The sequence below is a fragment of the Telluria sp. Soil_C_11 genome (genome assembly GCF_057657395.1).
Genome location: NZ_JBDGIN010000001.1, coordinates 500575 through 523225, shown reverse-complemented (window position 1 = coordinate 523225; position 22651 = coordinate 500575). Strand labels below are relative to the sequence as shown.

Sequence of the window (22651 nt, the reverse complement as noted above, 5' to 3'; positions counted from 1 at the left end):
CCACGGCCGCGTCGGCTTTTTCTGATTCGGGGTGGCAATGCCCTGTTGCCTTGCTGCAAATCAATTGCTAGCGGGCGCTGCGGTATAGTCTGAGTTAAGACAAACACTGTATACATCTAGTGATTCCGCAATCATTCATTACCGATCTGCTCAATCGTATCGACATCGTCGATGTGGTTGGCCGCTACGTCCAGCTGAAGAAGGGCGGCGCCAACTACATGGGCCTGTGCCCTTTTCACAATGAAAAGTCGCCCAGCTTCACGGTGAGCCCGACCAAGCAGTTCTACCACTGCTTCGGCTGCGGCGCGCACGGCACCGCCATCGGCTTCCTGATCGAATACTCGGGCATGGGCTTCGTCGACGCGGTCAAGGATTTGGCCCAGGGCGTCGGCATGGTCGTGCCGAACGACGACGACAAGATCCCGCCGGCCCAGCGCGCCGCCCAGCAGGCCCAGTCGCTGGCGATGACCGATGCGCTGCAGCTGGCCTGCGACTTCTACCGCGCCCAGTTGCGCCAGGCACCCGCCGCGATCGCCTACCTGAAGGGCCGTGGCCTGACGGGCGAGGTGGCCGCGCGCTTCGGCATGGGCTACGCGCCCGCCGGCTGGGACAACCTGCGCTCGGTCTTCAAAGATTATGAGGCGCTCGCGCTGGTCGAGTCCGGCCTGGTGATCGACAAGGTGGACGAGGACGGCGGCAACAAGAAACGCTACGACCGCTTCCGCGAGCGGATCATGTTCCCGATCCGCAACACCAAGGGTCAGGTGATCGGCTTTGGCGGCCGCGTGATGGATGGCGGCGAACCGAAATACCTGAACTCGCCGGAAACCCCGCTGTTCAACAAGGGGCAGGAGCTGTACGGCCTGTTCGAAGCGCGCCAGGCGATCCGCGACGCCGGCTATGTGCTGGTGACCGAGGGCTATATGGACGTGGTCGCCCTGGCCCAGCTCGGCTTCCCGCAGGCGGTGGCGACGCTCGGCACGGCCTGCACCAGTACCCACGTGCAAAAGCTGCTGCGCCAGACCGACCATGTGATCTTCAGCTTCGACGGCGACAAGGCCGGCCGCCGCGCCGCCCGGCGTGCGCTGGAAGCCTGTCTGCCGCAGATGTCGGACGACAAGACCATCAAGTTCCTGTTCCTGCCGCAGGAGCACGACCCGGACAGCTATGTGCGCGAATTCGGCGCCGACGCCTTCGCCCAGGAAATCAACGAAGCGATGCCGCTGTCTTCGTTCCTGTTGCGCGAAGTCACGCAGGAACACGACCTCGACACGCCGGAGGGCAGGGCGCATGCCCAGTTCGAGGCCAAGCCGCTGCTGCAGGCCATGGCGCCCACCGCGCTGCGCCTGCAGATCGTGCGCGGCCTGGCCAGTATGACCCAGTCGACCCCGGCCGAGATCGAAGCCCTGTTCGAGCTGTCCAAGCCGGTGTCGGTTGCGCGCAAGGCGCCGCCGCGCCAGGGCCGGCCGGAGCCGGTCGGGCTGGAGCTGCAGATCATGCGCATGCTGGTCGGCCATCCCTCGCTGGCCCTGGGGCTGGACGAGGGAGCGCTGCGCGCCTTCGACTACTTCGGCGCCGAGCCGGCGGACCGGCTGCGCTGGCTGATCGCGCAGGCCCAGGCCCTGGGCGCGAACGCCAGCTTTGCCGCCTTGTCCCAGCAATTGAAGGAGTCCAGCACCGAGTACGATCACCTGATCGCGGAGATCGCGTCCGAACCCGAATCGGATATCGACGCGGATCGCGTTTGGCTCACAAGTGCTGTGAGACAAATCAAGATGGATGTCTTAAAACAGGAGTTGAACCAGTTGTTTTCTTCTGGCCTGACCCCAGATCAGGTGAGTGCCCGCTATCGCGAAATCACAGCCCAGCAGGACCTCTTGATGCGCGAAGCCGCAAACGAAACCCCAGCGAAATTTGCCTGAAGTGTGCCCATGGCGACACGGGTGTTCTTGACTGGAAAATATGGGGGTGCGTGCTATAATAAAACGCTAACTATTGCAAGCTTTGAAACGATTTTTCGTCTCGACGCGGGCCTGGTGTTTCAGTTAGCGGGGCAGTAAAAAGGTAAGAAATACGGGTAACAAAACTTTATCTTTAACCTAGTAAAGTAAGTCGTCGTGACTTCGAAAGCGCCTGTGCCAACCAAGAAACCCGAAACCAAAGTGGCTACCAAATCCACCAGGATGTCCGCCAAGGCGGACAATTCTCAAGACAAGGCGGAAGCCCGCGTCGCGGGTGTTGCGCCTGTAAGCCAGACGACCGACGCGGAAGCACTCGCCGCGATCGACACGTCGGGCTACGTGCTGCCGGCCGTCAAGGTTCCCGGGCGGCGCGGTCGCAAGCCCAAGGAATTCACGCCCGAGAACGACGAAGTCGCCGCACTCAACGCGGTCGAGCGCGCCGAACTGAAGGCTGCGGACAAGGCCAAGGCCAAGGACCGCAAGGCCAAGGAAAAAGCGCTGCTGAAAGACGCGTTTTCGTCGGACACCGAAGCGAGCGAGGAAGAACTCGAGATCCGCCGCCAGAAGCTCAAGGCCCTGATCAAGTCGGGCAAGGAGCGCGGCTTCCTGACCTATTCCGAGATCAACGACCACCTGCCGGACAACATCGTCGATCCGGAAGCGATCGAAGGCATCATCGGCACCTTCAACGACATGGGCATTGCCGTCTACGAGCATGCGCCCGATGCCGAAACGCTGCTGCTGTCCGACAATGTTGCCACCGTCACCAGCGACGATGAAGCCGAAGCCGCCGCCGAGGCCGCCCTGTCGACCGTCGATTCCGACTTCGGCCGCACCACCGACCCGGTCCGCATGTACATGCGCGAAATGGGCTCGGTCGAGCTGCTGACCCGCGAAGGCGAGATCGAGATCGCCAAGCGTATCGAGGACGGCCTGCGCGACATGATCCAGGCGATCTCCGCCTGCCCGGTGACGATCGCCGAGATCATCGACGCCTCGCGCCGCATCGAGAACGACGAGATCAAGATCGACGAGATCGTCGACGGCATGGTCGACCCCGACGAATCCGAAGAGACCTCGCCGAGCGCGGTCGCACCGAGCTCGTCCGACACCGACGACGACGAGGACGAGGAAGGCGAAGAGGAAGAAGAGGAAGAGGAAGAAGAAGCCAGCGCCAGCCCTGGTGCGGCCGGCTATTCCGCCGAGCAGCTCGAGCAGCTGAAGGCCTCCGCCCTCGAGAAGTTCCACTTCATCGACCAGCAGTTCGACAAGATGCGCAAGGCCTACGAGAAGCAGGGCTACAACTCGAAGGACTACGTCAAGGCCCAGGAAGCGATCTCCAACGAACTGCTGGGCATCCGCTTCACCGCGAAGGTCGTCGAGAAGCTGTGCGACACCCTGCGCGGCCAGGTCGATGAAGTGCGCCACATCGAGAAGCAGATCCTGGACGTGGCCGTGAACCGCTGCGGCATGCCGCGCGCCCACTTCATCAAGGTCTTCCCGGGCAACGAGACGAACCTCGACTGGGTCGACGGCGAAGTGAACGCCGGCCACGCCTACAGCGCCATCCTCGGCCGCAACATCCCGACGATCAAGGAACTGCAGCAACGCCTGATCGACCTGCAAGCGCGCGTCGTGCTGCCGCTGCCGGACCTGCGCAACATCAACCGCCAGATGGCGGCCGGTGAAATGAAGGCGCGCAAGGCCAAGCGCGAAATGACCGAGGCCAACCTGCGCCTGGTGATTTCGATCGCGAAAAAGTACACGAACCGCGGCCTGCAATTCCTCGACCTGATCCAGGAAGGCAACATCGGCCTGATGAAGGCGGTGGACAAGTTCGAATACCGTCGCGGTTATAAGTTCTCGACCTATGCGACGTGGTGGATCCGCCAGGCCATCACCCGTTCGATCGCGGACCAGGCGCGCACGATCCGTATTCCGGTGCACATGATCGAAACGATCAACAAGATGAACCGGATCTCGCGCCAGATCCTGCAGGAGACCGGCGCCGAGCCCGATCCAGCAACCCTCGCGATCAAGATGGAAATGCCGGAAGACAAGATCCGGAAGATCATGAAGATCGCGAAAGAGCCGATTTCGATGGAGACGCCCATCGGCGACGATGACGACTCCCATCTTGGCGATTTCATCGAAGACAATAACACCCTGGCACCTTCGGACGCCGCGCTGCACGCCTCGATGCGCGGTGTGGTCAAGGATGTGCTGGATTCGCTGACCCCGCGCGAGGCGAAGGTCCTGCGCATGCGCTTCGGCATCGAGATGTCGACCGACCACACGCTGGAAGAAGTCGGCAAGCAGTTCGACGTCACCCGCGAGCGCATCCGCCAGATCGAAGCCAAGGCCCTGCGCAAGCTGCGCCACCCGTCGCGCTCGGACAAGCTGAAGAGTTTCCTCGAGGGCAGCAGCTGATTGTTGCATGAACCTTGACGGGTTCTCGCTAACGCAATATCCTCTCGCCACTTTCCATGCGCAGTAGCTGATGTGCATGTGAGGGTGGCGAGTTTCCAGCGTCCCTTGGATGTACCAGTTTCGGGCCTCTAGCTCATGCCTGGTTAGAGCAGCGGACTCATAATCCGTTGGTGCCCGGTTCGACTCCGGGGAGGCCTACCAAAATTTCTTCATAAAATCAGGGGCTTATATAATCACCGCTGTGGCCCCTGATTCCCTTTCTGTATAACGCGCTGGGCCGTGTAACGGCTGTGTAAGTAAATTCTCTCAACTGTACATCCTGCCGTCCTAAGGCTCGGCTGCGGGTGATGCTCCGTTTGCCCGTTAGTGGCGGCGGGTTATTGGCGTTGGCCGACAGTTACCACTATCTTTAGGCATTTATCTGCGGGCGCTCGTGCCCCTAGCGTCTTGTCGGCCATCGCGTAGCAAAAATTTGCCAAGTCAACCAAGGCATGTGCTCGAGCCTGGGGCGTAGTTTCTCGGAGCGTTGTACCTACAAGCGACACTAAACGCTCGTCATTCAGGCCGTCTTCTGGGGCGTCGTTGCCTATGTTGCGCAACCAGTCGTCAAGGCGCCGTCGCTCATATCGGTCAAATCGTTGGGCATAGAACTCGTTTTGAAGTTGATAGTGGCCAGATTGTAAGATGGCAATCTTGTGCCGCAAGTCGGCTTTTCCGTGCTTGCTGTGACCTTGGGACTTCGCGGCAGACGTCATTTCCACTACGGCTGCGCAGGCTGAGATATGATGCTGAAGTGAAATTTCAGCCACCAACAATACATGATTGAAGATAACCGAACACTACGGTGGGCAAGTACGACAGTGCTGTATGTCGAAAAAGTTGTAAACGAGTTTGTTAAATGAATGATCACGAAATTACATTGGGCCAGCTCGAAGGCCATCTATGGGAGTCCGCCAACATCCTGCGCGGCCCGGTAGATGCGGCTGACTTCAAGACCTACATCTTCCCGTTGCTGTTTTTCAAGCGCATCTGCGATGTCTGGGACGAGGAATACCAAGACATCGTCGACGAGACTGGCGACGAGCAACTGGCTTGGTTTCCGGAGTCACACCGCTTTCAGATCCCCGAGGACTGTCACTGGAACGATGTTCGCACCAAGGCTAGCAATGTCGGCGCAGCACTGCAGCGGGCCATGCGTGAGATTGAGAAAACGAACCCGGATACCCTGTATGGTGTGTTCGGCGATGCTCAGTGGTCGAACAAGGAGCGGCTGTCGGATGCCTTACTTAAGGACCTGATCGAGCACTTTTCAAAGCTGCCGTTTGGCAACAAGAATATCAATTCAGACTTGCTTGGGGATGCCTACGAGTACCTGATCAAGAAGTTCGCTGACGCTACCAATAAGAAGGCAGGAGAGTTCTATACCCCACGCAGTGTCGTGCGGTTGATGATCGACATGCTCGATCCCAAGGAAGCCGAAACCATCTATGACCCAGCCTGCGGTACAGGGGGCATGCTGTTGGCTGCCGTGCAGCACGTCAAAGAGATGCACGGTGATGTGAAACGCTTGTGGGGAAAGCTGTACGGTCAGGAAAAGAACCTCACCACTTCATCCATCGCGCGGATGAACTTGTTCCTTCACGGCATAGAGGACTTCCAGGTGGTACGCGGTGACACGCTCCGCAACCCAGCGTTCTTCGAGGGCGACCGGCTGGCAACATTTGACTGCGTGCTCGCCAATCCGCCATTCTCGTTAGAAAAGTGGGGCGAGGACCTGTGGTTGAACGATCCCTTTGGGCGCAACTTTGCTGGCCTACCACCATCGTCCAGTGGTGACTTCGCATGGGTGCAGCACATGGTCAAGTCGATGGCCGATGTTACTGGCCGAATGGCTGTGGTACTGCCCCAAGGTGCCCTGTTCCGCAAAGGGGTAGAAGGTAATATTCGCCAGAAACTGCTGGAAATGGATCTGGTCGAGGCCGTCATCGGTCTAGCGCCGAATCTGTTCTACGGCACAGGGCTTGCCGCGTGCATCCTGGTGCTGCGCAAGCGGAAGTCGGCCGAGTTCAAGAGGAAGGTGCTCATTGCCGATGCGTCACGGCTGTTCCGACGAGGGCGTGCGCAAAACTATCTGGAGTCCGAGCACGCTGCGGAAATCCTAAGCTGGTATCGCGGCTTTACCGACGTGCAGGATGCGGTTCGCGTGGTCAGCCTTGATGAGATCAAGGCCGAGGACTGGACGCTGAACATTTCGCGCTACGTCCTGCCGCCACCGCAAGAAGATATTCCGCCGTTGCCCGACGCTATTGCGGCGTTCAAGGATGCGCTCATCCGCTGCCGCGAGGCCGAAGAAACGCTTGCGCGGGTTATGGCCGAAGGGGGATGGCTGAAATGATTAACAGTCATGCGGAAGCGTCACCTGATTGCATGGAGCGATTGACCACATTTCTTGCAAAGATTTGTAGCTCGAATGACGAGGGCGGATTTGTTAGGCACGTGGCGTTGGGCAATGCGCGTTGGCTATCCGTTGAAGAATGTCTATGCGAGCCAAAGCGTAAGGAACTTCAGGATATAGCGTTCAACTCGTCCGTTGGGTTTTTTAGCTCGTATAACTTGAAGGCTCATTATGTGCTTGACGAAGATTTCATTGACGGAGGAAGTGCTTTGATAGTTTTCGCGCTCGTCGGCAGCACATGGAATCATGTGATTAGGGTGCGAGAGCAGAACATCTTTGTTTCCGTTGATGCGTGGCTGGCGGGGGAAGAGTTATGAGTCGCATCAGCCAACAAGAGCTGGAAAGCTACCTGTGGGGTGCCGCCGTGCTGCTGCGCGGCCTGATCGACGCGGGAGACTACAAGCAGTTTATCTTCCCGCTGCTGTTCTACAAGCGTGTGTCGGATGTATGGGACGAGGAGTACCAAGCGGCATTGGCCAATTCCAGTGGCGACCTTTCGTACGCACAGTTCGCTGAGAATCACCGCTTCCAGATCCCCGCTGGCGCGCATTGGAACGATGTGCGGCAGACACCGAAGAACGTGGGTGCAGCGATTCAAAAGGCCATGCGTGCCATTGAGACGGCCAACTTGGATTCGCTCGATGGCATTTTCGGTGATGCCCCCTGGACCAACCGCGAGCGTCTGCCCGATGAAACGCTGAAGAATCTGATCGAGCATTTCTCGACCCAAATTCTGTCGGTGGCCAACATCCCCGAAGACGAGCTGGGCAACGCCTACGAATACTTGATCAAGAAGTTCGCGGACGACTCCGGCCATACGGCCGCCGAGTTCTACACCAACCGTACCGTTGTCCACCTGATGACGCAACTCCTGGCACCCCAAGCGGGCGAGTCGATCTACGACCCCACATGCGGCACCGGCGGCATGCTGATTTCGGCGCTGGACGAAGTGAAGCGCTCCGGCGGCGAATACCGCACGCTCAAGCTTTACGGCCAGGAGCGCAACCTCATCACCTCGTCCATCGCCCGCATGAACCTGTTTCTGCATGGTGTGGAGGACTTCGAGATCATCCGGGGTGACACTCTGGCTGAACCTAAGCACATCGAAGGCGACCGTCTGCGCCAGTTTGATGTGATCCTGGCCAATCCGCCGTACTCCATCAAGCAGTGGAACCGAGAGGCTTGGAGTAGTGACAAGTGGGGCCGCAACTCGTTGGGAACGCCGCCGCAGGGTCGTGCTGATTATGCGTTCCAGCAGCACATCCTGACCAGCCTTACCGCCAAGGGCCGCTGTGCGGTGCTCTGGCCACATGGCGTGTTGTTCCGCAATGAAGAGCAGACCATGCGCGCAAAGATGGTCGAACAGGACTGGGTGGAAGCCGTCATCGGTTTGGGCCCCAACCTGTTCTACAACTCCCCGATGGAGTCGTGCATCGTTATCTGTAACCGCAAGAAGGCCCCTGCGCGCAAAGACAAGGTGATCTTCATCGACGCAGTGAACGAAGTGACCCGAGAACGTGCGCAGAGCTTCCTCAAGCCCGAACACCAGCAGCGCATCCTGTCGGCCTATAAGGCGTTTGCTGATGAGATCGGTTTTGCTAAGGTGGTCACGCTGGCCGAGATTGCCGCAAACACGGGCAACCTCTCCATCCCGCTGTATGTGAAGCGCGTGGCCGCAGCACCCGACACGCATGCAGATGGTCAGGTCATTACACTACGTTCCGCTTGGGACCAGTGGCAGTCGGACGGCCGTGCGTTTTGGCAGCAGATGGATACCTTGGCCGAAGCTCTGGACGGCCTGATCGAACCAGAGGCTTCCCATGCGTAGTGCAGCAGATTTGCTGGAAGAGCTTAACGCGGTGGACGAGTCCACTCGTATCGAGGCTAAGCGGGCGAGTGAGCTGGGCAAATCGGTCATGCAGACCGTCATTGCCTTTGCCAACGAGCCGGGGCTCGGTGGGGGCTATCTGCTGCTCGGTGTGGACTGGTCCATCAACGACAAAGGCGATACCGTCTATCGTGCCGCGGGGCTGCCCGATCCGGACAAGGTGCAGCGTGACTTATCCTCGCAGTGCGCCAGCATGCTCAGTGTCACGCTGCGGCCTGAAATGCAACTGGAGACCGTGGACGGCCACATCGTACTGGTGGTCTATGTGGCCGAGGCCGATGTCACCCACAAGCCGGTTTATCTGAAGGCCACCGGCTTGCCCCGAGGGGCTTACCGCCGCATCGGCAGTACCGACCAGCATTGCGTGGACGAGGACCTCTGGGTGCTACGTGGCGAAAGTCAGCCAAGCCATGGCCCTGATGCCAGCTTGCTGCCCGATGCGCGGCTGGATGACTTCGATCCTGCCGCCATTGCTGCCTACCGCCGCGATCGGGCTCGCATCAACCCGCAAGCTGAAGAACTCGCCTACGGCGATGAGGACATGCTCGAAGCCTTGGGGGCTGTGCGCCGTATTGACGGCGCCTTGCAACCCACGCTGGCCGGAATTGTCTTGTTCGGCAAACCCCTGGCTCTGCGGCGGCTGTTGCCGATGGTTCGCATCGATTACATCCGCGTGCCGGGCAATGAGTGGGTGGAAGACCCGGAGAACCGCTTCCAGTCCATAGACATCCGCAAGCCCCTGCTGCTGGCGCTGCCGCAAGCCGAAGCCAGCATTATCGACGAGCTGCCCAAGGGCTTCCGTCTGCCCGAAGGCCAGTTGCACAGCGTGCAGGAGCCTATCCTTCCGCGCAAAGTCATCCGCGAGGCCTTGGCCAATGCGGCCATGCACCGCAGTTACACTGTGCATAGCCCCACGCAGATTATTCGCTTCAGCAACCGCATCGAGGTGCGCAACGTGGGCTATTCGCTCAAGGCCACCGAACAACTGGGAGCCCCAGGCTCACGCCTGCGCAACCCCGTCATTGCTGCGGTGCTGCACGACCTGCACTTGGCCGAAGCGAAGGGCACTGGCATCCGCGCGATGCGCCGCCTAGCCGCCGAGGCGGGGCTCACGGCCCCCGAATTCCATTCCGATCGACCGGCCAACGAGTTCAAACTCACGCTCTTCTTGCACAACCTGCTGACCGAAGATGACCACGCCTGGCTGCGCGCCTTTACAGGCGGGACAGTGAATGGCGACGAAGCCAAGGTGCTGATGTACGCTCGAGAGACCGGGGCAGTGGACAACAGTGCTTGTCGTGACTTCTGCGGCCTGGATACGCTGGCAGCCAGCCAGGTACTGCGCCGCCTGCGCGACCGTGGTCTGCTGGACAAGGAGGGCTCGGGTAGCCGAACCTATTACGTGCTGGCTCACCCCGAAACCGCCCCCCCCGCGCCCCACGCACAGTTGCCGTTGGATATGGAGACTGCGCCCTCACCGTGCGTTCCAACGACTGAGCCAGAGGTAGTCTCCTCCTTTGGGGCTGAAGTGGAAGCTTGCAACCCAGAGCTTGCAACCTTGCCGCCCGAACTTGCAACCTTGCTTGCAACCTTGAAGGACCGAGCCAGCGCAGATGCCCTGCGTCACGTCATCGTGCGCCTGTGCGCTTGGGCCCCGTTGACGGTGGAGCAACTTTCAACGTTACTAAGTAAGGACCGTGACTACCTGCGCAACAAGCACCTGACTCCCATGGTGCGCCACGGACAACTGCGCTTCCGCTACCCAGAAAGCGCGAAGCACCCGCACCAAGCCTATGTGGCCCCAGTGGACACGGAAGAACAGTCATGAGTGAAAAGATCTTGAAACCCGACTGGCGCCAAGTAAAGTTCGGCGACGTGGTATGCCTTTCGAGAGCCCGCAGCTAGGATCCGTTGGTGGATGGCATTGAACGCTATGTCGATGCGGAACGCCTCGAACCAGACGGTTTGCGCATCCGCAACTGAAGCAATGCTGCCGACGGCATTACGTTCATAACATGTTTAGCCGGGGCAGGTGTTAGTCGGTAGTGCCCCGCTTTCTAGCAGATGAATGCACTCCTGGAAACACTGAATAGAATGGACTGATTATGGAGAACATCGAGCGTGTTTGATAACAAGAGTTTGAAGCCGGGCTGGAAGATATGGCGCTTCGATCAGATAGCAACGAATATCAATGTCCGCATCGACAACCCTTCCGAATCGGGAATGGAGCACTACGTTGGTCTTGAGCACCTCGATGCTGAATCGCTCAAAATTCGCCGTTGGGGCACGCCGAATGACGTGGAAGCCACCAAGCTGATGTTTAAGAAGGGCGACATCATTTTCGGTCGCCGTCGCGCCTACCAGCGCAAACTCGGTGTTGCCGATTTCGATGGCATTTGCTCGGCTCATGCGATGGTGCTGCGCGCCAAACCAGATGTCGTGCTTCCTGAGTTTCTTCCCTTTTTCATACAGAGCGACGTGTTCATGAATCGGGCGGTGGAAATCTCTGTGGGCTCTCTGTCGCCTACAATCAACTGGAAAACGCTAGCGGTGCAGGAGTTTGTGTTGCCTTCATTGAAAGAGCAACGCGAGTTTGTTCAAGTCTTAGCGGCTGCTCGCGAATGCGCTGATGCCTACCAAGCATCTGAAGCTGCACTAGAGACGCTTTTACTCTCCAGAACTGATGAATTGTTTTCTGGGCGGGTGGACGAAAAAAATAAAGCAAAAGTTATTGGCGATATCGCTGAAGTGCAATATGGACTGACCATCAATGCCAAACGCCGGACACTTGAGAAGCAATCGCCGTATCTTCGAGTGGCAAACGTACAGCGTTTTCACATTGACCTGTCTGAGGTTAAAGACGTTGGCGTGGATAGCAAGGATGATGGATGCATCCTTCAAAGGGATGACATCCTTGTTGTCGAGGGGCATGCTGATATCGCTGAATTGGGTAGGGCGTCGATTTGGGAAAATCAACTTCCGATCTGCCTTCATCAAAACCACCTAATTCGGATTCGTTGCCGGCCAGAAGTTGATCCTTATTACGTTCTTGAGTACGTCAACTCTCCAGCCGGGCGGGCTTATTTTCGTGGTCGGGGCAAAAGTACGAGTGGACTAAATACTCTAAATTCGACCGTTGTTCGAGAAATGCCGATTCCAATTCCCCCTCTTGCTACTCAGAAGTCGATTGCGGATGAGCTGAAAGAGGCTCGGCGAAGCCTGAAAGAAATTTCCGACAGACGAGAACAGCATGCTAATGTCTCGAAGCGGCTGAGCGCTGAGATATTTGGAAGGGAGTAGGGATGAGTGTATTTACGGAATCCAACACCGTCGAGGCCTACATTCGCGACCTGCTCGCCGGCCCCATTAAGTCTCTTCCGCCAAACACCGTTCAAGAACCACAAGCCATCTACGGCACCAGTCCCAAAGGCATCGGCTGGCGCTACGCCTCCCCGGCTGAGGTGCCGCGTCAGATTCATGAACTGTTGGTCGAGCCTTGGTTGCGCGATGCCTTGATTCGCCTGAACCCCGAGATTGCAGCCCAGCCCGACCGCTCTAATGAAGTGCTCTACAAGCTGCGCGCCATCGTACTGTCGGTGCGGTCGGATGGCCTGATACGTGCCAACGAGGAAATGACCGCCTGGATGCGCGGCGAGCGGTCCATGCCCTTCGGCCCCAACAATGAACATGTCTCGGTGCGGCTGATCGACTTCGATGACTTGTCGCAGAACCAGTACATCGTCACTCAGCAGTATACCTACCGCGCCGGTCCCACCGAGCGCCGTGCCGATCTGGTGTTGTTGGTCAACGGCCTGCCGTTGGTGCTGATTGAGGCCAAGACGCCGGTCAAGAAGTGCATCAGCTGGGTCGATGGCGCGGTACAGGTGCACGATGATTACGAGAAATTCGTGCCGGAGCTTTTTGTCTGCAACGTGTTCTCTGTGGCCACCGAGGGTAAGGCTTACCGCTTCGGTTCCATCGGTTTGCCGGTCAAGGATTGGGGACCTTGGCATCTTGACTCCGATGGCGCCGATGGTCAGCATCACTCCCTGAAGTCGCTCAAGTTGTCCGCCGAGAGCATGCTACGCCCCGCTGTAGTGCTCGACATCCTCGGCAGCTTCACCCTTTTTGCCACTGACAAGAAGAAGCGTCGCATCAAGATCATTTGTCGCTACCAGCAGTTCGAGGCAGCCAATAAGATTGTCGAGCGAGTGTTGGCGGGTTATCCACGAAAAGGGCTGATCTGGCATTTCCAGGGTTCGGGCAAGTCACTGCTGATGGTATTCGCTGCTCAGAAGCTGCGTATGCACGCTGGGCTAAAGAATCCCACGGTGCTCATCGTAGTGGATCGGATCGATCTCGATAGCCAGATCACGGGCACCTTCACCGGGGCGGATATTCCCAACCTGGAAAAGGCCGACAGCAGCGAGAAGCTGCAGCAGTTGCTGGCCCAGGATGTACGCAAGATCATCATCACGACGATCTTCAAATTCGGCGAAGCCACAGGCAGCCTGAACGACCGCAGCAATATCATCGCTTTGGTCGATGAAGCCCACCGCACCCAGGAAGGTGATTTGGGCCGCAAGATGCGTGAAGCCCTGCCCAATGCATTCCTGTTCGGTCTGACTGGCACGCCGATCAACCGTGCTGATCGGAACACCTTCTACGCCTTCGGCGCGGAGGAGGATGAGAAGGGCTACATGAGCCGTTATGGCTTCGAAGAGTCGATCCGCGACGGCGCAACGCTGAGGTTGCACTTCGAGCCCCGACTGATCGACCTGCATATCGACAAGGCAGCTCTCGATGAGGCCTATAAAGAGTTGACGGGCGACCTATCGGACCTGGACAAAGACAACCTTGCCAAGACAGCCGCCAAGATGGCGGTGCTCGTGAAGACGCCAGAACGCATTCGTAAGGTATGCGAGGATATCGTTCAACACTTCCAGACTAAGGTGGAGCCGAACGGTTTCAAGGGCCAGATCGTCACTTTTGATCGAGAATCGTGCCTGCTGTTTAAGGCTGAACTCGACAAACTGCTGCCTCCCGAAGCTTCGGACATTGTTATGTCCGTGCAAGCAACCGACAAGAAGGAACATCCGGAGTACGCGGCCTATGACCGGTCAAGAGATGAGGAAGAACGACTACTGGATCGCTTCCGCGACCCAGCTGACCCACTGAAGCTGATCATCGTTACCGCCAAGCTGCTGACCGGTTTTGACGCCCCCATCCTGCAGGCGATGTATCTGGACAAGCCGCTGCGTGACCATACACTGCTGCAGGCCATCTGCCGAGTGAACCGCACCTACTCCGAGCAAAAGACTCACGGACTGATCGTGGACTATCTCGGCATCTTCGACGATGTGGCGGCTGCGTTGGAGTTTGATGACAAGAGCGTCAAGCAGGTGGTTAGTAATATTCAGGAGTTGAAGGATAAGCTGCCTGAGGCTATGCAAAAGTGCTTGGCATTCTTTACCGGCTGTGATCGCACCGTGCAGGGTTATGAGGGACTGATTGCCGCACAACAGTGCCTGCCCAACAACGAGGTGCGAGATAACTTTGCTGCCGAATACAGCGTACTCAACAAGATTTGGGAGGCGCTGTCACCGGACACAGTCCTCGGGCCCTTCGAGAAAGATTATAAATGGCTGTCGCAGGTGTATCAGTCTGTCCAGCCTTCCAGCGGCCATGGCAAATTGATCTGGCATTCGCTTGGGGCCAAGACGATTGAACTGATCCATCAGCACGTGCACGTGGATGCGGTGCGCGACGACCTCGACACCCTGGTGCTGGACGCCGATCTGCTGGAAGCAGTGCTTTCCACCCCCGATCCGAAGAAAGCCAAGGAAATCGAGATAAAGCTTCAGCGCAGGCTTCGCGGTCATAGCGGCAACCTCAAGTTCAAAAATCTGTCGGAACGGCTCGACGCCCTGAAGGACCGCTTCGAGTCCGGGCAAATCAACAGTGTGGAGTTCCTGAAGCAGCTGCTAGAGATCGCCAAGGAAACCGTGCAGGCAGAGAAGGAGATTCCACCTGAAGAGGACGAGGATCGCGGCAAGGCGGCGTTGACCGAGCTGTTCAATGAGGTCAAGACCGCCGAGACGCCCATTATCGTTGAGCGAGTGGTTGCGGACATCGACGAAATCGTGCGCTTGGTCCGTTTCCCTGGCTGGCAGGGGACACAAGCCGGCGAGCGCGAGGTGAAGAAGGCGTTACGCAAAGCGCTGTTCAAGTACAAGCTGCACGCGGACGAGGAGTTGTTCGAGAAGGCCTACAGCTACATTCGGCAGTATTACTAGGAACATATTTCAATAAATAGTATCGATGGACGAGAAGACTCCCTGGGAAAAGGCTTCAGCTGCCGAGGGCACTACCGATTCTGAGAGGGCCCTGACGCGCCTAGCCAAGAAGGCGTTCCTGAGCCTCTGGAGTTACTCGAACGTTTTCACTGACGAAGGTCGATCCAATGGAAAGGGCGACGGCAAGGAGCTGTGCGATCTGCTGGTCGTCTTTGGCAATGACGTACTTCTATTCTCGGACAAAGACTGCGAATACCATTCCCGTACAGATGTGAAAGTGGCGTGGCCACGCTGGTATAAGCGAGCGATAGAGAAATCGGCGAACCAGTTGGCTGGCGCAGAGAAGTTCGCAAAGGCATTTCCGAAACGCATATTCCTCGAAAAGCAATGCCAAACCCCGTTGCCTGTGCCGCTACCAGAAGCCGCCGTCGCGCGCTATTTCCTGATCGCAGTAACACGTGGCGCGCACTCGGCTGCCCGGCAGTTCTTCGGAGGAGGGAGTTCTGGCAGCGTCATTCTCAGCAGCGATATTCGAGAGAAAAAGCACTACGAATCGCCTTTTCACATCGGTTTTCCCTTGGAGTCCGGACGGTTCGTACATGTTCTGGACGAGATGACAGTCGACTTGCTTCTTGAGGAACTCGACACTGTTCCGGACCTTGTGGCCTACCTTGCGTGCAAAGAGGCTTTCATCTCGAAGCCTGGCGTGTCCGTTTTGATTCCTGGTGAGGAAGAAATACTTGCTCGTTACATGGCGACGATGAGAGACGGCCAGCACGCCTTGCCCGAAATCCCGGAAGACGTGACCCACGTCAGGTTTCCGGAGGGCGACTGGGAAACCTACTCAAAGAGCGCGCAACGTGCGGCGAAGCGGGAGGCCGATAAGGTCAGCTACCTATGGGACTCGATCATTGAGCACCACAGCAATTTCATTCGCGCCGGCACGGCGATAACGCTGTCGGACCAATCGCCGGACCGGGTTGAACATGAGCGCATCGTTCGTGCGATGGCCCAGCAGAACCGGCTGCAGAGACGACAGTGTGGTGCGGACCTGCACTACGTCCTCTCGCGGGACGAGCCACGTGGGGTGTTTACTCGTATTCACATGATCGGCTCCCCGCCGACGCTAGCGTTTGTGTTTTTAGCGGCGAAGCGGCATGCGGACATGTCTTACGAGGAGTACAGAAAGAGCCGTATGCACTACCTGACGACGTACTGCAATGCCATCAAAGGAACCATGCCGACCTTGCAGGAGGCCATTGGCGTCTCCGCTGAGCCGTTCTCAGAAGGAGAAAGTTCTTTCGAGTTCATCTACGTCGATCATTCACTGCCGATGAGTGACGAAGAGAAGAAGGGGTGGAGGGAAATGGCCGACGAGCTGGAAATTCTTCGCCCGAAAACGCAGTTTATGCTCTACAAAGACGCGGCAAAGGAATTTCCGATACCGTTCAATTTCGGCCCTGAGCGCTACCCACAGTCTAGGAGCCGTGCAGAACGTCGTCGGATGGAGCGTGAGGCCCGCAAGGTAGCCAAGAAAAACCGCTGAGCGGGCCAGGAATGCTTAGGCTTGGAGCCACCGCTTAATGGATGACGAGGACATGTCTACCTCTTCAGGAACAGCGTCACTACGCACAGTCACTCCTGCGGGTGCAGGATCACTTCGCGCCGGCGAGGGGGCTTGGACGTCGTGAAACTGGTGAGCACCTCCCGTATCGATAGTACGAATCTCTTCGAGTTGGTTGGCAGCGACCACAGTCGGTTCTGTGATCGTAGCTCGAGACCTCAGCCAAGTCGAAATAGCTTGGATTTGCTGTTCGACGTTACCGGCTGGATGGCCCGTCTTCGCGATGTACCGCTCAAGTGCCAAGCGCACGAGTTTTCCACGTTCGCGCACCGGTGTCATCGCCAACAGCGTGTGAACGTCCGGCGCCTCTTGAAAAGTCAGGCTGATCCGAACCGTAATCTCGGTGCCGATTTTTGGCGGCTTTTCCATTTGTCCTGCCATGGGAGCCTCCGGCATCAGGACTGAAGCAGGGACAGCAAGCCGAGACGGCAGAAGCCTTCCGCCACCATCATCCGTGGTTCGTCGCTGGAAACAGCATTGGGATACCGCTGTCGCAGCCCGTCGAGGAGCAGCTCGGCGCCACCACCACCAACGATGATCCCGTCCAGTACAGCGGCCTTCTGGCCAAACACCCTGTTGGCCTCATCCATCACCACTGCTTCAAAGCCGGCTTTCGCTTGCCGCAGCAGGTGAGACACGTCGACCCGCTCTCCGAAGTGCTTAATGCCACCGCTCCGCACCGCTGCCTCTACAACGTCGAGCGACGTCGGCAGCTTGGCCTGCGCCAGTGCGCTGGACATGCCGTCGTAGACCAGGTGCATGCCAGCGCATGAAACGGCCGCGTACTCCATCATTGCGCCCCGATCGGACAGGGCAAAGTCGGTCGTGTAGTGGCCGATCTCGATTACGCCCCAAGCCTCGTTGTCGAGGTCTCGCTGCGGATGCGGGTTACCGTTACTTTGGATCGAGAGCCACTGCAGCGGCGCGTCCGCCTGGCTTTGGACCATCACCCTAAGTGTTTGGCCAGGCAGGAGCCGCGGCGTGAGCAAGGCCGCGATGCGGCTGCGAAGCGCATCGCGCTGCGGCCCAACGAATTTCGCCGGCAAGCCCATCACCAGATGAACCCGGGCGGGAGGATTGCCGAATGCCTGCATGGCCTTCCGCCATGCCCCCAGTACCAGTGCATCGTGCTGCGGACTCTCGATCCAGTCCGCGTTTTGCCCCGTATAGACTTCGGAGCGGCCTTGCCGTAGGGCGGTCTCGCCGAAGAAGTATCGACGGCCGTCCAACTCGACAGTCTCGAGCTCGGCTTTTTGTCGGGTCTGCTCGTTCGTCAGCGCAATGGCCGGCATCACGACGGTCGGAATCTCGAATGAGAGGCGCTTGTCGGGCGAGGCCAGCGAGGCGGCACGTACTTTGAACATTGAATGGCCGCCGTCAATTGCGATCGAGAGGTTTTCCACTGATGACTCCAGGTAGGTTAAAGATTCAAAGGTAACGGAGAAGTTCGTGTGCGCAAGTCAGGTTCAGGTTTGCGACACCGAGCTGCCATCGGAACCTGAAATTCGTCCGTGTCGGAAAATCAGGTTCAAAATTGCGCCGTCACTACCTATCAGCGCGTGCGGAAGTCAGTCGACTCGCCGGCAAATGCTTCTCTTGACACGGTAGTTGCGCAAAGGTAAGATTTGTGCGTCGGTCTCCGGCAATGTCCCCGTTCCTAGTAGTTGTTCTGTCTCATGAGAGAGAACAGCTTTTTGCAAAGCCAGCTTTTTGGCACAGCCTCGCTATTGCTCTCGATAGCGGGCACCCATCTCAATCTAAAAATCAGCTCTTACTTGGCTGAAGTCTCGTCGCGAGACTACACAGACAGGTACAGAGTGATCCTGAAAGCGTGCCGCCATCGGTGTTCTAGCGCAACGGCAGGGAAAACTCGATCACAGATCGAATTCCCTAGCTGAGCTGTTAGTGCCGTCGGCCGCCTATCCAACCATCCCCACAGCCGCTCTTCGCTCTCGAGCGCGCTTCTTCCACATCGCAACTGCAACCATCGTGATTGGGTTAGTTACCCCTTAGGCCGCATGTGCTTCTTGGCACGGCACCTATGAACATCACGCCAGCTCCCACTGGTCTCCCCACAACTGGAGGCGCGCATCCTCACGGCCCGGGCTAGCTCCGGGAATGCGCAGCGAGAAACCGCTTCAACGTTCAGTTCTCCTCCCCGGAAGAGAGACCGATTACCGCGAGGGTTCGGCGCATCAGTGGTTGGCAGTAAGGCCCACTGACGCGAAACCGGTTTATTTAAGACGGGAGCCTTACCCCCGCCAGCTCAGCATGTCGCGCTTCCGCCTGTGGCGATAAGAGGTATCGATGATTTTTGTGAGAGATATATGTGGCAGCAGAAAGTGAACGACGTGATGAAGTCGGCCGGTCTCTATCGGGTCAACGGCAAGCCGGCGTCCGAACGGACCCAGACGCTCACGAAAGAGGTTGTGTATGCAGCGATACGGTTGCTGCACGAGCTCGGTTACAAGATTCAAGATCCCAGGAACCTGGGGGAACGCCATATCCAGGTGCTCGTCAAGCATTGGTGGTATTGCCAGCACAAGAAACCGAAAACCATTCAGAACGATTTGTCGCGGTTGCGCGTGTTCTGCGCCATGCTCGGCAAGCCCGGCATGGTCGGCTCTGTCCATAAGTATTTGCCGGACGTGGATCCGAAACTGCTGAAGGTACGTTCAGCTGCGCAAGCCACGAAGTCCTGGTCCGGGAACGGCATTGACCTGGTAGCGAAGTTTCGCGAAGTCGACGAGCGTGAACCGTGCCTCGGGCTGATGTTGCGCCTCGAGCTGGGCTTTGGACTGCGGCGCGAAGAGGTCCTGAAATGCAATCCACACGCCCAGGACTTTGGCCAATACCTGCAGGTCTTCCCGGGCATGGGGAAGGGCGGCCGTTGGCGAAACATTCCCATCGCGTCGACCGCCCAGCGCGAGCTCTTGGATTACGTCAAAGCTCGTGTACCAAAGAACAAACCCCTTGGGTGGGAATACACCCGGGCAGGCGGGGCGGCCAGCCTGGAACAGAACATTCGCCGCTACGAGAATTTGATGACCTCGTTTGGCTTCACCAAAGCCGACGCCGGCGTGACCGGACACGGGTTGCGCGCGCAGTTTGCCGAGAACCATGCGCTCTTGCTTGGAATGATGCCGCCTACGATGGGCGACGACGCGGGGCAACTCGATCGTGCGGATCTGGGTGTCCTGAAGGTGAAGGTGGCCCAAGCGTTGGGACATAACCGTCCCTCCGTGACCACTGCCTACATTGGTTCGTTCAAGGCTGATGGACGCGACGTGGCGGACGACCATGGTCTTGAAACGATTCAGAAAGCGCTGCGACTTCTTGATATTGTCGGATTGCCAGCGGTTCCCATGGGACGGGTGAGCGACTGCCAATCAATTCGGAACACGATGGCCTCTTTTGGCCTGGCCCTGTCTGAAGAACAAATTCACATGCTATGGGCAAAGAACTCTCGCCGCAATGGCGTGGAGTGGATGACTCCAGAGCATGAGATTCCGCTCGTTTTGCGCGCCTCGGCAGAGGCCCTGCTAAACAATTTTTCGTTGTAAACCAGAGGAGAAACAGATTGGACTGTAATAAAAAATCGGCTGTCGACCATGCGGCCTTCAGGCATTTTGAAGAACGATGCCCCGCAGTGCGCATGGATTCGTATCCTGTTCCTGGGGGACTGTTGAATGAATCTATTTATGAAGGAATGAAGGGGAATGAAAGGCTGCGGGGCGCAGATTTTGAGTTTGCGGCGCGCGGTGTGGTTTTGGCGCTCTCAAGCCATGAGTGCATCGTACGCCTGTTCAATTGGCTGTACGATTGCCATCCGATTCGGCATCACACATATGCTCCAAACGATGACGGTATTGTTTTCCCTATGTCAGTCATTTGTTTCAGGGCAGAGGGCGAGCGCCAGATCTCTTCGCTCAGATCTTGGCTGGGCGAAATTTTTATGCCGGTGGTTTGGCCCGAGCTGCTCATCGAAGGGATGAGGATCATCGCGGAGTGCAAGGCACGTGTTTCGAATGCGGAATCGCTCGAGGAACTTGTTGCAGACCGGTCTTATTTGGGCGGGGATCCGACTTCGCTTTCGTTCTATAAGACCAGACAAATCGGATAGATACCTGGATATTCGGCCTGCTGGTAACGCTCCTGATGACTTGACACGCAGGCCGGCTTTCATGAGGCCGGAACCATACCCTGGCCTGCGACAGTAGGAATTGGACGGCCGCGTGTCCTATTTAAACAGCCGTGTGATCGGCGCCGTTTCTCGCGGTGACGGTGCCTTTCATTCGAGAGCGGTTGTTTCCGCGTGCGCCGCAGAACCGAGGCGACCAATCGAAGACGCACGCGCGAGGTCTCGCTTTGCCGTTAGGGCAGGGACAACACATTGGTCCGCTGCGAATGCAACAAGACTGTTGACCATTGACCTGGCCGCGTCGTCTGCGGCCGCCATCGCGATAATGGTTCGTTTGCGATCCCTTCCAAACGCGACCGAGGCAATATCCGCGACCCAAGCACGCAGCGTCGCGCCTTCCACCCGCGTTAATGTTGAGTCCGACTGAACGTGTCCGCGGAATTTGTTGCCGACGCTGATCCGCGACGTCTGGAAGACGCCGGAGGTCTCGATCCACACAAGACGCGACCTGAACTCGATCCGCGACCACAACAGGTGCCCGATCCGGAAGCTCAGTGCCGCCACCATCCCGAGCGCCATCACGACCAAAATGGACCGGCTAATCTCCGTGGCTGACATATTCGCAAACTGTTCAGTAGCGCTGGCCGCAGTCCATCCGCAAAAAACCGACATCGCTACTCCCCAAGCGCCAAGGAGCAGAAGCATGCGGGGATAGGGCGCCTGGAATGCTTCGGCCCAGCTCGAAAGCTGCGACGAGTTCATTGGGGCCGGCTGCGTCTCTTCCAGGATGAGCCCGCTGAATGAACCGCGTTCACCTCGGGAGACCTCTGGTGGCACGTTGGCATACGCACGGTTCGGAATGCCACGTTCCCACGAGTTTTGAAAATCTCGGCTGATCGCAGCCCACAGCTGCGTTGGCGGACAATTCATGGCGATCGTCGTCTGTTCGCACGACACGTCCGCGCTGCGTGCGCTGCCGAGATGGCAGAGCGTCGCCGCAAAGAACAGGCCGGAGCTGATGATCGAACCGCCCAGCAGCAGGGCTGACGGTATCCACATCGGGGCAATCGACACGTGCGGCGTAACGCGCGGGAGCAGGACGGGGGCCATGATTGAGAACACGACCAGGCCAACCAGCTTCAACAGTGCGCTGTCTCCGGTTTCCGCAATGGGGGTATCGTTGCCGTCGCTCGGACTTAAACGGTCGGGGGCCATGAACGGTGTCAGAAGAGACAGACTGCTCATCGGCAGGTACAGCCAGGATGCAAAGCCCTCACACGAGGTGCCAGCGAAGACCAAGTATGAAACCAGCAACGACGCGAGCAGGGCGCCCATTGCGATCAGGGCGCGAAAGTGCTGGACCGCAGCGACCCGTACCTCCGTCGGCGACGTTACCAGGTTCTTGACGAGGGAACAGAGCAGGCTCTCGAGGGCGCCCCTGGGCTCGGGGAATTCGATTGCTCGGTGGCGAAGCGTTTCCAGGATCTTGTCGGCTCCTTTGCCTATCCCTTTATCGGTCACGGCAAGCTCGCCAGCCAAGCCGCAGGGGAATTTGCGACCGAGGTAGAAGCGCATTTGCGACAGTGCCTGAATGAGCAGTTTGACGGCAAGACCCAGTACGAGCGCCGCTACAGCGACCACGATCAAGGCGACCCTGTCCTCGTGCGCCCTGAAAGATTCTCGTGCATGAATGATGGCTGCAATGCCGCCGGCGAGCGTGGCGGCTGCCCCGGTGGCCAGAAAAATGTTTTCAAACCGATAGGGGTTTGGGAATTTGTTGGAGGTATCGTTCGGGTTGAATTCAAAGCTCACTTTTTGGGGCCTTTAAGAGATGGTTCCAAGATCAGTAGACCATG

General features: G+C 58.0%; 14 protein-coding genes and 1 tRNA gene. 12 read left to right on the top strand and 3 right to left on the bottom strand.

The window, feature by feature from the left end; translation table 11 throughout:
- Nucleotides 1-119 precede the first annotated feature (119 nt).
- The 10 genes from dnaG (at nt 120) to AC3A6M_RS02180 (ending at nt 16576) form a co-directional block, all read left to right on the top strand.
- Nucleotides 120-1922, top strand: coding sequence for a DNA primase (dnaG, locus tag AC3A6M_RS02225; RefSeq protein ID WP_487851103.1), 1803 nt, complete (start codon nt 120-122; stop codon nt 1920-1922).
- Nucleotides 1923-2183: 261 nt separating this feature from the next.
- Nucleotides 2184-4391, top strand: a complete 2208-nt coding sequence (rpoD, locus tag AC3A6M_RS02220) for an RNA polymerase sigma factor RpoD (protein ID WP_487851219.1) — start codon at nt 2184-2186, stop codon at nt 4389-4391.
- 122 nt (nt 4392-4513) lie between these two features.
- Nucleotides 4514-4592: transfer RNA gene (locus AC3A6M_RS02215), tRNA-Ile, on the top strand.
- A 697-nt stretch (nt 4593-5289) separates the two neighbouring features.
- Nucleotides 5290-6786 carry a type I restriction-modification system subunit M gene (locus AC3A6M_RS02210; RefSeq protein WP_487851102.1) on the top strand — a complete coding sequence of 499 codons (1497 nt, stop codon included), beginning with the start codon at nt 5290-5292 and terminating at the stop codon, nt 6784-6786.
- Nucleotides 6774-7163: a hypothetical protein gene (locus tag AC3A6M_RS02205; RefSeq protein ID WP_487851101.1), complete on the top strand. Its 390-nt coding sequence runs from the start codon at nt 6774-6776 to the stop codon at nt 7161-7163. Before AC3A6M_RS02210 ends, AC3A6M_RS02205 begins: the two co-directional genes overlap by 13 nt.
- The gene (locus AC3A6M_RS02200; protein WP_487851100.1) at nt 7160-8674 is read left to right on the top strand and encodes a type I restriction-modification system subunit M; all 1515 of its coding nucleotides are present in this window, start codon (nt 7160-7162) and stop codon (nt 8672-8674) included. Before AC3A6M_RS02205 ends, AC3A6M_RS02200 begins: the two co-directional genes overlap by 4 nt.
- On the top strand, nt 8667-10562 hold the full coding sequence (locus tag AC3A6M_RS02195) for an ATP-binding protein (RefSeq protein WP_487851099.1): 1896 nt from the start codon (nt 8667-8669) through the stop codon (nt 10560-10562). The genes AC3A6M_RS02200 and AC3A6M_RS02195 overlap by 8 nt, the downstream gene beginning before the upstream one ends.
- Before the next feature lie 293 nt (nt 10563-10855).
- Nucleotides 10856-12034 carry a restriction endonuclease subunit S gene (locus tag AC3A6M_RS02190; protein ID WP_487851098.1) on the top strand — a complete coding sequence of 393 codons (1179 nt, stop codon included), beginning with the start codon at nt 10856-10858 and terminating at the stop codon, nt 12032-12034.
- 2 nt (nt 12035-12036) lie between these two features.
- Nucleotides 12037-15030, top strand: a complete 2994-nt coding sequence (locus AC3A6M_RS02185) for a type I restriction endonuclease subunit R (RefSeq protein ID WP_487851097.1) — start codon at nt 12037-12039, stop codon at nt 15028-15030.
- Nucleotides 15031-15055: 25 nt separating this feature from the next.
- Nucleotides 15056-16576 carry a hypothetical protein gene (locus AC3A6M_RS02180; RefSeq protein WP_487851096.1) on the top strand — a complete coding sequence of 507 codons (1521 nt, stop codon included), beginning with the start codon at nt 15056-15058 and terminating at the stop codon, nt 16574-16576.
- 15 nt (nt 16577-16591) lie between these two features.
- Here AC3A6M_RS02180 and AC3A6M_RS02175 read toward each other — a convergent pair whose 3' ends face one another.
- Together AC3A6M_RS02175 and AC3A6M_RS02170 are read right to left on the bottom strand one after the other, a co-directional pair.
- On the bottom strand, nt 16592-17035 hold the full coding sequence (locus AC3A6M_RS02175; protein WP_487851095.1) for a hypothetical protein: 444 nt from the start codon (nt 17033-17035) through the stop codon (nt 16592-16594).
- Nucleotides 17036-17049: 14 nt separating this feature from the next.
- Nucleotides 17050-18057, bottom strand: a complete 1008-nt coding sequence (locus AC3A6M_RS02170) for a ParM/StbA family protein (RefSeq protein ID WP_487851094.1) — start codon at nt 18055-18057, stop codon at nt 17050-17052.
- A 924-nt stretch (nt 18058-18981) separates the two neighbouring features.
- Between AC3A6M_RS02170 and AC3A6M_RS02165 the strand changes: the two genes are divergently transcribed.
- Both AC3A6M_RS02165 and AC3A6M_RS02160 read left to right on the top strand, forming a co-directional pair.
- Complete coding sequence (locus tag AC3A6M_RS02165) at nt 18982-20217, top strand: site-specific integrase (protein WP_487851093.1); 1236 nt, start codon at nt 18982-18984, stop codon at nt 20215-20217.
- Nucleotides 20218-20234: 17 nt separating this feature from the next.
- On the top strand, nt 20235-20777 hold the full coding sequence (locus AC3A6M_RS02160) for a hypothetical protein (protein ID WP_487851092.1): 543 nt from the start codon (nt 20235-20237) through the stop codon (nt 20775-20777).
- Between the two features lie 168 nt (nt 20778-20945).
- Here AC3A6M_RS02160 and AC3A6M_RS02155 read toward each other — a convergent pair whose 3' ends face one another.
- On the bottom strand, nt 20946-22607 hold the full coding sequence (locus AC3A6M_RS02155) for a hypothetical protein (RefSeq protein ID WP_487851091.1): 1662 nt from the start codon (nt 22605-22607) through the stop codon (nt 20946-20948).
- Nucleotides 22608-22651 lie beyond the last annotated feature (44 nt).